The following is a 12,366-nucleotide window of genomic DNA, read 5'->3' as shown; positions in this document are numbered from 1 at the left end:
GGGTCAGTCGATCAGCAGCGCGAGCATCTGGTCGTCGATGTACTCGGCCTCGCCGGCCCGCTTGTAGAACTTGCGCAGCGTGCCCTCGTATTGGAAGCCCAATTTCTCGTAGAAGCGCAAGCCTGGCGCGTTGTCGCTCTCGGCATAGAGCTCGATGCGTTTCACGCCGTCGGCCTTGAGGTGCGCGATGGCGTCGCTCACCATCGCCTGCGCGATGCCTTGGCCATGAAGCGCAGGATCGACCGCCAGCGTGCCGAAGCAGGCCACGTGCCGCGCGCGGCCGGGATAGCGCGTTGCGCGATAGAACCCGCCGACGCGGCCGTCGACTTCGTAGACATAGAAGCTGCGGCTGTCGACCAGCTCCTTGTAGATGGCCCGGAATTCATCGAGCGGCATCGGGTCGTAGCCCAGGAAGGGCACCACCCGCTCATGCATGTAGATGGAGAAGACCGCTTCGAGGTCGTGGTGTGCGGCGAGCCTGCGCATGGTGTCGGGTTTTCTGAAGATGCGAAGAGGGCATCAGCATACCCAGTCCCGGCTCGCTCGCGGGCGCGGCGCTGCAATCGTTTCGCTCTTCAACGGTCCGCGGCGCGGCCCGCGATCAGCACGGCGTTGGTGCCTCCGAATGCGAACGAATTGGAAAGCACGTAGCGAAGGTTTGTGGCATCGCGCGGGTCGCCATGGACGAAGTCCAGATCGAAGGCCGCATCGGGCGCGTGCAGGTTGGCGGTGGGCGGAAGCATCCCGTGCGCCAAGGTCCGCAGCGCGGCCACGAGTTCGATGGCGCCGCCGCCGCCGAGCACATGGCCGTGGATGGCCTTGGTGGCGCTCACGGGCGTGGCATTGCCGAACACCTCCCGGATGGAAGCGGCCTCGGCGGCGTCACCTGCCGCGGTGGCGGTGCCGTGCGCGTTGACATGGCCGATGTGCGCCGCTTCGATGCCCGCGTCGCGCAGCGCAGCGCGCATGGCGCGCACCTGCCCTGCGGGGTCGGGGTGGGTGATGTGCGTGGCGTCGCAGTTGGTGGCATAGCCTGCAAGGATGAAGGGCGTGGCATCGCCCGCGCCGCGAGCGTTTGCATGCGCTTCCGATTCGAGCACCAATGCGGCCGCGCCTTCGCCGAGCGCAAAGCCCGCGCGGTCGCCCGAGAACGGCCGGCAGGCGCTGCCGGGTGCGCCGGGCGGCGGCGGTGCCGTCACGCGCATCGCATGCCAGCTGGCCATCACGCCGGGTGTGAGCATGGCGTCGTGGCCGCCGACGATGGCCGCGTCGATCCAGCCGCCACGAATGGCACGCATCGCCTCGCCGATGGCCACGGCCGAAGAGGCGCACGCGCAGGCGTATGCAATGGCCGCGCCCTGCGCACCGAACTGCAGGGCGAGCTCCGCGACGGCTGCGTTGGGCATGACGGTGAGCACCGTCGTCGGCCGCATGCGGCGCCGTTCGCCGTACAGCGCGCGGGTGGTGTCGTCGAAGACACCCGCGCCGGCCAGGCCGCTGCCCCAGAAGATGCCGAGGCGTTCGGGATCGACGCTGCCGGCATGGAGCCCCGCTTGCGCGGCGGCGTCGCGCGCGGCCGCCAGCGCCATGGCGGTTCCGCGGTCGAGCGGGAGGCGCGAACCGCTGCGCACCGCGGCCGGTTCGAACTCGCAGGCGGCCACGGAGAGTTCGATCGGATCCAGGCCGTCGATCTCGAGCGTTCGTGCGCGCACCGCGGAACGCCCGTTGAAGAGCGCCTCGTCGAACGACTCGGTCGTGTGGCCGAGGGGCGTGACGAAGCCGAGGCCCGTCACCCGCACCGGTGCAGATGCCGCGCGCGCCGCCGAGGCCGCGAGCACCGAATGGGCCGCGCCGCTGCTCACGCGTGCACGGCCGCCGGCGATTCGACGTCGCAGCGGATCTGGGCGTCGATGGCTTCGCACAGGCGCTGCAGCGTGATGCCTGCTTCGCGCGGGTCGAGCCGGTCTTCGGGCAGGCGCAGATGAAAAGCGTCTTCCACCGCGAACACGAACTCCATCAGCCCGAGCGAATCGAGGCCGAGTTCTGACAGGGGTGTATCGGGCGCGATGGCATCCGGCGGAACAGCGAAGCTGTTCACCAGAATGGCCGCGATGCTGTTGAAGACCGGCGGAGAAAAAGAGGCGGACATGGCGTGCTTTCTTTCAGGCGTGCAAAGGGCGGAGGAGGCGCGCGGACGAGGCGCCGGGAATGCCCGGCATGCCGTGGGCGACGGCATCGGCGAAGGCGACCGTTTCGCGCACCACCTGGTGGCGGTCGTTGTCGATCGTGATCATGTGGTAGCTGTCGGTCAGTACCACGCTGCGGAATGCCTTGCAGCGCAGGCCGCGCGCCAGGATGTCGAGGTTGGCCACGCTGGCCACTTCGTCGTCGCGCGCATGCAGCGCGAGCACGCTGGCGCATTGCACGCGGTGGAGGTTGCGCCGCACATGGCGAATCAATCGGTCGTGTTCGCGCAGATGGGCGACGCCGATCACCGAACTGCCGGCGCGCGACACCTTGCGGTGGCGCAGCTCGCGTTCGATCCAGGCGCGCACGCGTTCGTTCTTCACGCCGTAGGGCGGACGCTCCCGGTACTGCCACAACCGTCCGAGCGGCGTGTAGAACGCCAGCGGCAGCAAGACCTGCGTGCGCGGAATGGCCCAGCCATCGAAGCGCAGCGTGGTCGACATCAGCACCAGCGCATCGACATCGCTGCCGCAGCGAATGGCCGCGCCGAGCGCAAGCGACGAACCGGCCGAGATGCCGACCAGCATCACGCGCTCGTGCTGCATGCGCAGCACCTGGACCTGCGCCTTGATCGCATCGAGCCAGCGCTCGTACGGTAGGGCGTGCTGCATCGGCGCAGCGGCATCGAACGAGTAGCCGTCGATCTGCAGCGGATGCACCGAATAGCCGTTGCCGCGCAATGCGGACTGCACGGTCAGCATCTCGTCAGGTGTGCTGCATAAACCATGCAGCAGCACGACGGCCGTGCGGCGCACCGCGGGGTGCACCACGCTCAGCAGGTCGGAGGGATCGCGGGCGCTCATCGCATGGCCTGGGGCTGGAAAGGGGCCCGCGCCGCAGGTTGCTGTCGTATGCTCATGGCGTGTTTATCGCCGCTGCGTACTGACCGGCTGCTGACCCTCCTTCGCGCAAGAATAGGCATCTCAACCACACCACACACCATGCGAATCCTGCTTGTCGAAGACGATGCCGTCCTGCGCGACGTGATGCTGCGCAGCCTTGCGGATGCCGGCCATCGGGTGGACGTGTCGGCCAATGTCGAGGAAGCCGACCATCTCTGGCGCGTGCAGCCTTTCGACGCGGTGCTGCTCGACCTGAACCTGCCGGCCACGGCAAGCCCGACGAGCGGGCTGGCGAGCGGGCTCAATGCCTTGCGCCAGGCACGCGCACGCGGCGACCGCACGCCGGTGCTGGTGCTGACGGCGCGCGGCCGCACCGAAGAACGCATCGCGGGTCTCGATGCCGGGGCCGACGACTACCTGGGCAAGCCCTTCGATCTTGCGGAAGTCGAGGCCCGCCTCCGTGCCCTCGTGCGGCGCGCCAAAGGCACCGAAGACATCGTGCTGCTCGGCAATCTGAAGCTCGACCGCAAGGCGCGGCGCTTTTCGACCGCGAGCGGGCCGCTGGACCTGCCGGCGCGCGAGTTCGAGGTGCTGTGGGAACTGATGAGCCCCCCGGGCCGCACGGTGAGCAAGCGCGCGCTGTCCGACAAGCTCTCGAGCTTCGACGAATCGCTGGGCGACAACGCACTGGAGGCGTTCATTTCGCGGCTGCGCAAGAAGCTGGTCGGCTCGGGCGCGGGCATTCGCACGCTGCGCGGCATCGGCTACCTGCTCGAAGCGGAAGTGTGAGCCGCACCGAGTCTGCCGTGCCTCGGCCGCCGCAGGCCGCGCCTTCGCTCACGCGGCGCGTGCTGCGCAACGTGCTGGTGCCGCTGGCGCTCACGTGGATGGCGGGTGCGGTGATCGCGCTCGTCATTGCCAATTACTTTTCCGAGCAGGCGTTCGACCGCGGCATGCTCGACGACGCATATGCGCTCTCGGCCAACGTGCAGGCGGGCGAACGCGGCATCGAACTGCTGCTCACGCCGCGCGAAGTGGCCACGGTGCTGTTCGACCAGATCGAACAGGTCTATTTCTCGGTGCAGCGGCTCGACGGCACGCTGATCTCGGGCCAGGCGGATTTGAAAGCAGCGCTGCCGGCCGAAGGTTCGCGCTACCGCTTTTCGGATGTGAACTACAACGGCAAGGTGCTGCGCGCGGTGGTGCTCGAACACGATGCCGAGCCGGGCCTGCTGATGCCCTATCGCGTGGTGATTGCGCAGACCACGCTGAGCCGCACGGCCCTGGTCCGGCGGCTGCTCGGCTATGCGCTCGCGCCGCAGGTGCTGCTGCTGATGCTGCTCGCGGTGTGGCTCTGGCGTGGCATCCGGAGCGATCTGCGTCCGCTCGGCGAGCTTCAGCAGGCGCTGGACCGGCGCGATGTGCACGACCTTTCGCCGGTGGCGGTGGTCCAGACCTCGCGTGAAGTGCAGCGCCTGGGCAATGCGGTCAACGCGCTGTTCGAGCGGCTGAACCACAGTGTGCGCGCGCAGCGCGAGTTCGTGGGCAACGTGGCCCACGAGCTGCGCACGCCGCTCGCGGGCATTCGCGCACTGGCCGAATACGGGCTCGCGCAGCACGACTCCACCGTGTGGCGCGAGCAGCTCGCGCGCGTGGCCGAACGGCAGGGCCGCGCGAGCCATCTCATCGACCAGCTGTTGGCGCTCGCGCTCGCCGACGAGGCGCGCACCGGCCTCGCGCGCGAACCGGTGCGGCTCGACGTGCTCACCGAGCAGACGGTGCTGCGGCATCTGGCCCGCGCCGACACGCGCGGTGTCGACCTCGGCGCGCGCGGCCTCGACGAACGCGTGACCGTGCTGGCGAACGAGGCGCTGGTCGAAGGCATTCTCGACAACCTCATCGACAACGCGCTGCGCTATGGCGGGCGCACCATCACCGTCGAACTGGCGGGCCGCAGCTTGAGCGTGATCGACGACGGCCCCGGCATTCCGCTCGAGGCGCAACGCGACCTGATGCAACGCTGGGCGCAAGGCCCCGCCGGCCAGAAGCTGGGGCAGGGCTCCGGACTGGGTCTGTCGATCGTGGCGCGCTATGCGGAACTGCTGGGTGCCGAGCTGCGGCTCGATGCGGCCGAGCCCTCGGGATTGCGGGTGAGCGTAACCTTCGCGGAAGTGCACTATCGCGCGCTCCAGGACGGCTACGGCAACGCCTCCGGTGCGGCGGGCGGCTCGGCCTCGTAGAGTTCCAGCGGCAGGCCGTCGGGATCCGCAAAGAACGTGAAGCGGCGGCCGGTGTATTCGTCGGTGCGCAACGGCTCTACCGCCACACCCCGCGCGGCCAGTTCACCGGCTGCGGCCTCTACGTCGGCCACTTCGAACGCCAGGTGCCGCAGGCCTTGCGCTTCGGGACGCGTGGGACGCGACGGTGCGTCCGGAAAAGAGAACAGCTCGATTTGCGAGCCGTCGGGGAGCGCGAGGTCCAGCTTGTACGAATTGCGTGCGGCGCGATAGTTTTCGGCGACCACGCGCAGGCCCAGTACGTCGGCATAGAAGCGCTTCGACACGGCGTAGTCGGCGCAGATGATCGCGACGTGGTGCAGTCTTCCGAGTTGCATCGTGCTCAAGCCTCGAACTCCACTTCGCCTTCGATCTCGACCGGGATGTTGAACGGAAGCTCCGCCATGCCCACGGCACTGCGCGCGTGCGCGCCGATGTCGGGCCCGAACAGTTCGAGCACGAGGTCGGAGAAGCCGTTGATGACGGCGGGCTGCTGGCCGAAGCCGGGCGCCGACGCCACCATGCCGAACACGCGCGTCCAGGCGGTGATGCGATCCAGGTCGCCGAGCGCGCGCTGCAGGCTGCCCAGCATCGCCAGCGCGGTGAGCCGCGCCGCGGTGTAGCCTTGTTCGACGGTCAGTTCGCGGCCCAGCTTGCCGAGCGGCGCGGCAATGGTGCCGTCCGCGTTCAGCGGGCCGTGTCCCGAGACGAGCGCGCGGCGCCCGACGATGCGCACGAAATTGAATGGCAGCACCACGCCGGGCGGCGGGGAGACCGGTGGCGGCAGCACGAGGCCGAGGGCTGCAAGCCGGTGTTCGATGCGGGCCATGGCATTTCTCTCCTGTCGCGGCGGGATGCGCCGCCCCATCTTGCCATGGCCTGCCTGTGCCCCGCGAACTCAGCCGAGCGCCGGGTAGTCCGTGTAGCCCTTGGCGCCGCCGCCGTACATGGTGGCCTTGTCCAGCTCGTTGAGCGGTGCGTTCTCGCGCAGGCGGCGCACGAGGTCGGGGTTGGCGATGAAGGGTTTGCCGAAGGCGACGAGGTCGTCGCCTTCCTTCACGGCCTCGTCGGCGAGCGGCTTGTCGTAGCCGTTGTTGACCATCCATGCGCCCTTGCCGCCGGCCTGGCGGTAAGCGGCCTTGAGGGCCTCGTAGTCGAACGGGCGGTCGTCGATCTCGCGCGGGCCGCCGGTGGCGCCTTCGATGATGTGAACATACGCCAGGCCGAGCGGCGCGAGCTGTTTCACCACGTAGGTGAAGAGCGGCTGCGGATCGGAGTCGTGCGCATCGTTGGCGGGCGTGACGGGCGACAGGCGAATGCCGGTCTTGCCGCCGCCGACCGCATCGACGACTGCGCGCGTGGTCTCGAGCAGCAGGCGGGCGCGGTTCTCGATGCTGCCGCCGTAATCGTCGGTGCGCTTGTTGCTGCCGTCTTTCAGGAACTGGTCGAGCAGGTAGCCGTTGGCACCATGCAGTTCCACGCCGTCGAAGCCGGCGGTTTCCACGGCGTTGCGCGCAGCGGCCGCATAGGTGTGGACGATGCCGGGCAGTTCTTCGGCGTCGAGTGCGCGGGGTTCGGAAGTTTCGACGAAGGTCGGTGCGCCGCCCTTGATGAGCACGGTCTTGGTCTTCGCCGTGATCGCGGAGGGCGCGACAGGCTTTCCGCCGCCCGGCTGCAATTCGCTGTGCGAGACCCGGCCCACATGCCAGAGCTGCACCACGATCTTCCCGCCCTTGGCATGCACCGCATCGGTCACGCGCTTCCAGGCGTCGAGCTGTTCGGTGCCGTAGAGGCCCGGCACGTCGGAGTAGCCCTGGCCCTGGTGGCTGATGGCGGTGGCTTCGGTGATGAGCAGGCCGGCCGTGGCGCGCTGTGCGTAGTACGTGGCAGCCAACTCGGTCGGGATAGCGTTGGGCGAGCGGTTGCGCGTGAGTGGTGCCATCACGATGCGATTGGCAAGCTGCAGGTCGCCGGCTTGTACGGGGTCGAAGAGAGAGGGCATTGCGTGAACCAAAGAGTGGGACAGAGGCCGCGAGGCTAACCCTGCGCCGCCAACCCTGCTGCCGCACGGTTGTCCGGTTGCTGCTAGGCGTTCGGCGAGCCCGCGGCAAGGGCGAGCAATGCGGCGCTCACGCGCATGGGCATTGCGAGCAGGATCTGCCCCATGCCCTTGCCGAGCGCATCGTTGCGCAGCGACGCCATGCCGCCACCGCCCAGCGCCTGTTCGCAGACGAAGTTGAAAGCCCCGATGCCCGGCATGTCGTAGCGCGTGACAGGCCCCTCGACGAGATGCGCGAGCCATTCGGCCACGCGCGCTTCGGTCAGTTGCTCGCGCAGCAGCGGCAGCAAGGCCGGGTGGCGCGCGATGACGCCGATGTTCGAGGTGTCGCCCTTGTCGCCACTGCGTGCCCAGGCGAGGCGGATGAGCGGCACTTCGACGGCATCGAGCGAGGACGAGGGAGCTTCCATCGTGTCTGCGGCGTGCGTGGGCGAAAGGCCATCCGCAGCCATCGGCGACGCGGTATCGCGTGGAACGTCGATGCGCTGCGCGCCGATCGTCACGCAGGGCCCGACCAGCGACTTGTCGAGCAGAAACGCGTACTGCCGGATCGACGGCGAAACCGACGAGCGCCCGCCGCCCGCGCCTGTGGTGCCCGGCGCCCACGAGGTGCCTGCCGGCGCAACCTCGCGCGCGAAGAGCTCCAGGGCTTCCCTGCGCGAGTGCGTGACCGCGAGCCGCAGCACGGCTTCGCGCGTCTGCGTGGCGCGCGCATGCGGTCCGTAGCAAGACTCCGCGCCGAGCACTTCGAGCTGCGTACCGCTGTAGGGGCCGAAGCCATGCCGGGCAAACAGCGCGCTCGTGCGTGCGAGGACCGCCTCGCCGGTGCGGCGCGCCTTCGCGATCGCATCGAAGCCGACGATGGTGAGCTGAGCCGCGGTCTTGAATCCCTCCACATGGGTGGCGCAGACCTTGTAGCTCGCGGTGGGTGCGCGGCCGCGCGCGCCATGCACGCGCACGCGGTGCTCGCCGGCCTGTTCGATGCGCACCTGCGTGAAGTCGGCCACGACATCGGGCAGCAGGTAGGCCGAGGGGTCGCCGATCTCGTACAGCATCTGCTCGCCCACCACGGCCGGCGTGACCTTGCCGCCGGTGCGCGCGGGCTTGGTGACGACAAAGGCGCCGTCGGCGTGGCATTCGACGATCGGGTAGCCGATGTTCGGCCAGTCGGGCACCGTGTCCCAGTCGGTATGGAGGCCGCCGGTCGCCTGGCAGCCGCATTCGATGATGTGCCCGGCGAGGCTGCCGGCCGCGAGCAGGTCGTGGTCGCCGGGTTGCCATCCGAACTCGTGCATCAGCACGCCCAGCGTCACGGCGGAGTCGACGCAGCGGCCGGTGACGACCACCTGCGCGCCGGCGTCGAGCGCGGCCTGGATGGGCCTTGCGCCCAGATACGCATTGGCCGTCAGCACGCGCTCGGGCAGCGGCGCGCCGCTCTGCAGTTCGCGCACCGGGGGCTGCGCCAGGCGAAGTTGCGGCAATAGCGGCAAGACATCGTCGCCGCTCACCACCGCAATCTTCAGTGCGATGCCTTGCTCGGCCGCGAGCGCCGCAAGTGCATCAGCGCAGCCCTGCGGATTGACGCCGCCCGCGTTGCTGACCACGCGGATGCCTTGTTGCACGATGTCTTTGAGCACCGCTTTCATCGCAACCGAAACGAAATCAGTGGCGTAGCCCAATTCCGGCTTCTTGAGCCGCGCACCCGCGAGGATCGACATGGTGAGCTCGGCAAGGTAGTCGAACACCAGGTAGTCGATCTGCCCGCTGGCCACGAGCTGCGGCGCGCCCACGCTGCTGTCGCCCCAGAAGCCCGAGGCACCGCCAATGCGGACGATGCGTTGCTGTTCAGCGCCGTTGATGCCGCTCACCGGCCGCTCCACTGCGGCTTGCGCTTTTCGCGGAAGGCGAGCTGCCCTTCGGCCGCGTCCTCGGTCAGCGCGAAGAGGCCGATCTGGCTTTCGGTGAACGCCATCGATTCTTCGAAGGCCATGGCCTCGATCTTCTTGAGGGTGTACAGGCCGCGCCGTATGGCGGCGGGCGACTTGTCGAGCAGGCGGCCGAGCAGCCCATCGACGCACGCATCGAGATCGTCGCTCACGTGGTTGACCAGCCCGTATTCGAGCGCCTCGGCGGCGGTGATGGATTCGCCCGTGATGCACATCTCGGCCAGCACACGCCGCGGCAGCAGGTTGCAAAGAACGCTGAGCACCTGCGCGGGAAAGAGTCCGACCTTGACCTCGGGCAAGCCGAACACGGCGTGGCTGCCGGCCACGGCCATGTCGCACATGCCCAGGATTCCCATGCCGCCCGCCATGCAGGCGCCGTTGACGCGCGCAATCAACGGCACCGTCGATTGGCGTGCCTGGCGAAAGAGATTCGCGAAGCCCTGATAGGGCTCTGCATGATCGAACTTGAAGGAGGTGCCGCTTTGCAGATCGGCGCCGGCGCAGAAGGCGCGCGTGCCGCTGCCGGTAATGACCACGGCGCGCACCGCGCGGTCGCGGTTGGCGCGCGCCAGCGCATCCGAGAGTGCCGAAAGCACGCCGGCGTTGATCGCATGGCGGCGCTCTTCGCGTTCGATGGTGAGCCACATCACGGGCCCGCGCATCTCCTCGCGCAGTTCTTGGAGGGGAGGGGCTTCGGCCATCGTCGTCGGGTCTTTCGCTTCGAGGTCTGAGTTCGACCCGTAGCGTGGCCCGAAAAAAAAGCCGCGGCATGCGGCTTGTGGCTGAAGCGGCCCGGGTTTTCCCTTGGGTGGCCCGGGCTGCGGATGGCTTTGAAGGTCTTCTGCGAGCTTCCTCTTACTTCAGCAGGCCTTCAGCCTTCATCGCCTCTTGAACGGCGGGGCGGGCGGCCACGCGTGCGTGCCATGCCTGCACATTGGCAAAGCTCGAAATGTCGAGGCCGGTGGGCTTGGTCCAGTTGGTCACGGTGAACAGGTAACCGTCGGCCACGCTGAAGTGCTCGCCCATCAGGTACGGCTTGTCGGCGAGCTGGCCGTCGAGCCATTGGTAGCGCGACTTGAGCTTGTCCTTGAAGATGGTCTTGGCTTCTTCGGGCATGCCGGGGTTGAACAGCGGGCTGTAGCCCTTGTGCATCTCGGTGCCGATGAAGGTCAGCCACTCCTGCAGGCGGTAGCGCTGCAGGGTACCAGCGGCCGGTGCGAGATTCTTCGTGGGTGCCAGGTCGGCGATGTATTGCACGATGGCCGGGCCTTCGCGCAGGCGCGTACCATCGTCGAGTTCGAGCATCGGCACGTAGCCCAGCGGATTGATGCCGTAGTAGTCGGTGCCGTCTTGCAGCTTGTGGGTCTTGGTGCTGGCCAGCACGGGTTCGAAGGCGATACCGGCCTCGTGCAGCGCGATGTGGGGCGAGAGCGAGCAGGCGCCGGGCGAGTAATACAGCTTCATGCGGTGAATCTCCGAAGTATGTGGATAGCAGGAAATGATCTTTGGATCGACATGCATGCTAGCGGGTTTGCGAGTGCGCGTTTTGTCCTACGGACGCTCGCGCGCACCGACTATCGGGCCGGCGCCAGCTCTTTTCTAAGCTCGCCGCAACGGTGGGCAAGGGCTCGCTGCAAGGAGTTTCGGATGTTGAAGTACGCGATTATTTTCGCGGTCATCTCGCTGGTGGCCGCAGTGCTGGGCTTCGGCGGCATTGCCGCGGGCGCGGCCGGTATTGCCAAGCTGCTGTTCGGCCTGTTCCTGCTGCTGGCGGTGGTGTTCGTGGTTCTCGCGGCATTGGGCATCGGCGCGGTGAAAAAGGCCATCGATTGACGCACCGGCTCGTTCCGCGCTGGCCGCGCGCGCGCCCGCTCGGCTTGCTGCTGCAGAGCCCGGCTCATCGGGTGATGCGGGTGCTGCTCGTGACGCAGGCGCACTGGCAGCTTCCAGAACATCGCTCGCGCCGGCGGCATGCATAAACAGGCGGGACAGCCGCGCATGCACATCTCCCACATCGAGGCAGAACTCGGCTATGAGGTCCACGCGCCCGCGCACATGCTGCTCAACATCGAGGCCGCGCAGGCGGGCTCGCAGGCGGTGATCAGCGAGGCGCTGGTGATCGAGCCGCCGACGGAGGTGCAGGTCTATTGCGACGAATCAAGCGGCAACCGCTTCGTGCGCTTCGACGCCCGGCCCGGTCCGCTGAAGATCAGCTACAAGGCGAGCGTGCAGCGCCGGCAGATCGACGTGCCGCTCGACCTGGCCGAGGTGCCGGTCAACTTGGTGCCCAACGAAATCCTTCACTACATGATGCCGACGCGCTACTGCGAGTCGGACCTGATGTCGCGTTGCGCGCAGCAGCTCTTCGGCGACTTGCCGCCGGGCATCGGCCGGGTGCAGGCCATCGTCGACTGGATCCATGACAGCATCACCTATGAACCGGGCAGCAGCGACTCGACCACGACCGCACGCGAGGTGTTCGTGGCACGCGCGGGTGTCTGCCGCGACTTCGCGCACCTGGGCATTACCTTCTGCCGTGCATTGAACATTCCGGCGCGGCTGGTGGTGGGCTATGTATGGTTCGACGAACCGCCGCAAGATTTCCATGCTGTCTTCGAAGCCTGGCTCGGCGACCGGTGGGTGCTGTTCGACGCAACGCGCATGGCACCGGTCGATCGGCTGGTGCGCGTGGGCACGGGGCGAGACGCCAAGGACGTGGCCTTCTGCACGATATTCGGCGCTGTCGCCATGACGGGCAAGACGCTCGCGATTCGCGAACTGCAGGACGAGAGCGTGGCGCCGCCGGCCGAGCCCGAACCGACGGGCGCCTTGATCGGCATCGAAAAGCCAGTACCTGTCGTCGAATTGGCTGCCGCGTCTGAATAGCCCCCACCCACTCTGCATAGTATGCTATCAAAAAGATAGCAATGGCGATGTAGCGGGCGAGGGTTCAATATCTTTTCGAAGCAATTAACCACGTTGCCCCCATTCCGGGC

The 12,366-nt window shown here is 67.8% G+C and carries 14 protein-coding genes; 4 read left to right on the top strand and 10 right to left on the bottom strand.

Going from position 1 to position 12,366, the window contains the following annotated elements; genetic code table 11:
• Window positions 1–3 precede the first annotated feature (3 nt).
• The 4 genes from QFZ42_RS25350 to QFZ42_RS25335 all read right to left on the bottom strand — a co-directional run bounded on the left by QFZ42_RS25350 (window position 4) and on the right by QFZ42_RS25335 (window position 3,050).
• Complete coding sequence (locus QFZ42_RS25350; protein ID WP_373423411.1) at window positions 4–507, bottom strand: GNAT family N-acetyltransferase; 504 nt, start codon at window positions 505–507, stop codon at window positions 4–6.
• 68 nt (window positions 508–575) lie between these two features.
• On the bottom strand, window positions 576–1,862 hold the full coding sequence (locus tag QFZ42_RS25345; protein WP_307703620.1) for a beta-ketoacyl-[acyl-carrier-protein] synthase family protein: 1,287 nt from the start codon (window positions 1,860–1,862) through the stop codon (window positions 576–578).
• Complete coding sequence (locus tag QFZ42_RS25340; protein WP_307703619.1) at window positions 1,859–2,149, bottom strand: acyl carrier protein; 291 nt, start codon at window positions 2,147–2,149, stop codon at window positions 1,859–1,861. Before QFZ42_RS25340 ends, QFZ42_RS25345 begins: the two co-directional genes overlap by 4 nt.
• A 13-nt stretch (window positions 2,150–2,162) precedes the next feature.
• Window positions 2,163–3,050 (bottom strand): alpha/beta hydrolase, encoded by an 888-nt coding sequence (locus QFZ42_RS25335; RefSeq protein WP_307703618.1) that lies wholly within the window; start codon window positions 3,048–3,050, stop codon window positions 2,163–2,165.
• A gap of 138 nt (window positions 3,051–3,188) precedes the next feature.
• Here QFZ42_RS25335 and QFZ42_RS25330 point away from each other — a divergent pair, with 138 nt between their 5' ends.
• Complete coding sequence (locus QFZ42_RS25330) at window positions 3,189–3,878, top strand: response regulator transcription factor (RefSeq protein WP_307703617.1); 690 nt, start codon at window positions 3,189–3,191, stop codon at window positions 3,876–3,878.
• On the top strand, window positions 3,875–5,329 hold the full coding sequence (locus QFZ42_RS25325; RefSeq protein WP_307703616.1) for a sensor histidine kinase: 1,455 nt from the start codon (window positions 3,875–3,877) through the stop codon (window positions 5,327–5,329). The genes QFZ42_RS25330 and QFZ42_RS25325 overlap by 4 nt, the downstream gene beginning before the upstream one ends.
• On the opposite strand, the gene gloA2 is transcribed toward QFZ42_RS25325, so the two are convergent.
• The 6 genes from gloA2 to gstA all read right to left on the bottom strand — a co-directional run bounded on the left by gloA2 (window position 5,287) and on the right by gstA (window position 10,834).
• Entirely contained in the window at window positions 5,287–5,703 is a 417-nt protein-coding gene (gene gloA2 / locus QFZ42_RS25320; protein WP_307703615.1) for an SMU1112c/YaeR family gloxylase I-like metalloprotein, read from the bottom strand. The two genes, QFZ42_RS25325 and gloA2, sit on opposite strands and share 43 nt — an antisense overlap.
• 5 nt (window positions 5,704–5,708) lie before the next feature.
• Entirely contained in the window at window positions 5,709–6,194 is a 486-nt protein-coding gene (locus QFZ42_RS25315; protein WP_307703614.1) for a RidA family protein, read from the bottom strand.
• Window positions 6,195–6,263: 69 nt separating this feature from the next.
• The gene (locus tag QFZ42_RS25310) at window positions 6,264–7,367 is read right to left on the bottom strand and encodes an alkene reductase (protein ID WP_307703613.1); all 1,104 of its coding nucleotides are present in this window, start codon (window positions 7,365–7,367) and stop codon (window positions 6,264–6,266) included.
• 83 nt (window positions 7,368–7,450) lie between these two features.
• Window positions 7,451–9,292, bottom strand: a complete 1,842-nt coding sequence (locus tag QFZ42_RS25305; RefSeq protein WP_307703612.1) for an acyclic terpene utilization AtuA family protein — start codon at window positions 9,290–9,292, stop codon at window positions 7,451–7,453.
• Entirely contained in the window at window positions 9,289–10,071 is a 783-nt protein-coding gene (locus QFZ42_RS25300) for an enoyl-CoA hydratase/isomerase family protein (protein ID WP_307703611.1), read from the bottom strand. Before QFZ42_RS25300 ends, QFZ42_RS25305 begins: the two co-directional genes overlap by 4 nt.
• A 154-nt stretch (window positions 10,072–10,225) precedes the next feature.
• On the bottom strand, window positions 10,226–10,834 hold the full coding sequence (gstA, locus tag QFZ42_RS25295; protein WP_307703610.1) for a glutathione transferase GstA: 609 nt from the start codon (window positions 10,832–10,834) through the stop codon (window positions 10,226–10,228).
• A gap of 183 nt (window positions 10,835–11,017) precedes the next feature.
• Between gstA and QFZ42_RS25290 the strand changes: the two genes are divergently transcribed.
• A complete protein-coding gene (locus tag QFZ42_RS25290) occupies window positions 11,018–11,203 on the top strand; it encodes a DUF1328 family protein (RefSeq protein WP_307703609.1) in 186 nt (61 codons plus the stop codon).
• A 165-nt stretch (window positions 11,204–11,368) separates the two neighbouring features.
• Window positions 11,369–12,256 carry a transglutaminase-like domain-containing protein gene (locus QFZ42_RS25285; RefSeq protein WP_307703608.1) on the top strand — a complete coding sequence of 296 codons (888 nt, stop codon included), beginning with the start codon at window positions 11,369–11,371 and terminating at the stop codon, window positions 12,254–12,256.
• Window positions 12,257–12,366: the final 110 nt, after the last annotated feature.

It is taken from the genome of Variovorax paradoxus, assembly GCF_030815855.1.
GTDB lineage: Bacteria > Pseudomonadota > Gammaproteobacteria > Burkholderiales > Burkholderiaceae_C > Variovorax > Variovorax paradoxus_M.
The sequence above is the reverse complement of the archived record's forward strand: the minus strand, read 5'-3'. Positions and strand labels throughout refer to the sequence as shown.

What these genes read in the sequence shown, in the direction of transcription:
- QFZ42_RS25340 (WP_307703619.1), bottom strand. Translation starts at nt 2,149, where the DNA reads ATGTCCGCCTCTTTTTCTCCGCCGGTCTTCAACAGCATCGCGGCCATT.
- QFZ42_RS25335 (WP_307703618.1), bottom strand. Translation starts at nt 3,050, where the DNA reads ATGAGCGCCCGCGATCCCTCCGACCTGCTGAGCGTGGTGCACCCCGCG.
- QFZ42_RS25330 (WP_307703617.1), top strand. Translation starts at nt 3,189, where the DNA reads ATGCGAATCCTGCTTGTCGAAGACGATGCCGTCCTGCGCGACGTGATG.
- gloA2 (WP_307703615.1), bottom strand. Translation starts at nt 5,703, where the DNA reads ATGCAACTCGGAAGACTGCACCACGTCGCGATCATCTGCGCCGACTAC.
- QFZ42_RS25315 (WP_307703614.1), bottom strand. Translation starts at nt 6,194, where the DNA reads ATGGCCCGCATCGAACACCGGCTTGCAGCCCTCGGCCTCGTGCTGCCG.
- QFZ42_RS25310 (WP_307703613.1), bottom strand. Translation starts at nt 7,367, where the DNA reads ATGCCCTCTCTCTTCGACCCCGTACAAGCCGGCGACCTGCAGCTTGCC.
- QFZ42_RS25300 (WP_307703611.1), bottom strand. Translation starts at nt 10,071, where the DNA reads ATGGCCGAAGCCCCTCCCCTCCAAGAACTGCGCGAGGAGATGCGCGGG.
- gstA (WP_307703610.1), bottom strand. Translation starts at nt 10,834, where the DNA reads ATGAAGCTGTATTACTCGCCCGGCGCCTGCTCGCTCTCGCCCCACATC.
- QFZ42_RS25290 (WP_307703609.1), top strand. Translation starts at nt 11,018, where the DNA reads ATGTTGAAGTACGCGATTATTTTCGCGGTCATCTCGCTGGTGGCCGCA.
- QFZ42_RS25285 (WP_307703608.1), top strand. Translation starts at nt 11,369, where the DNA reads ATGCACATCTCCCACATCGAGGCAGAACTCGGCTATGAGGTCCACGCG.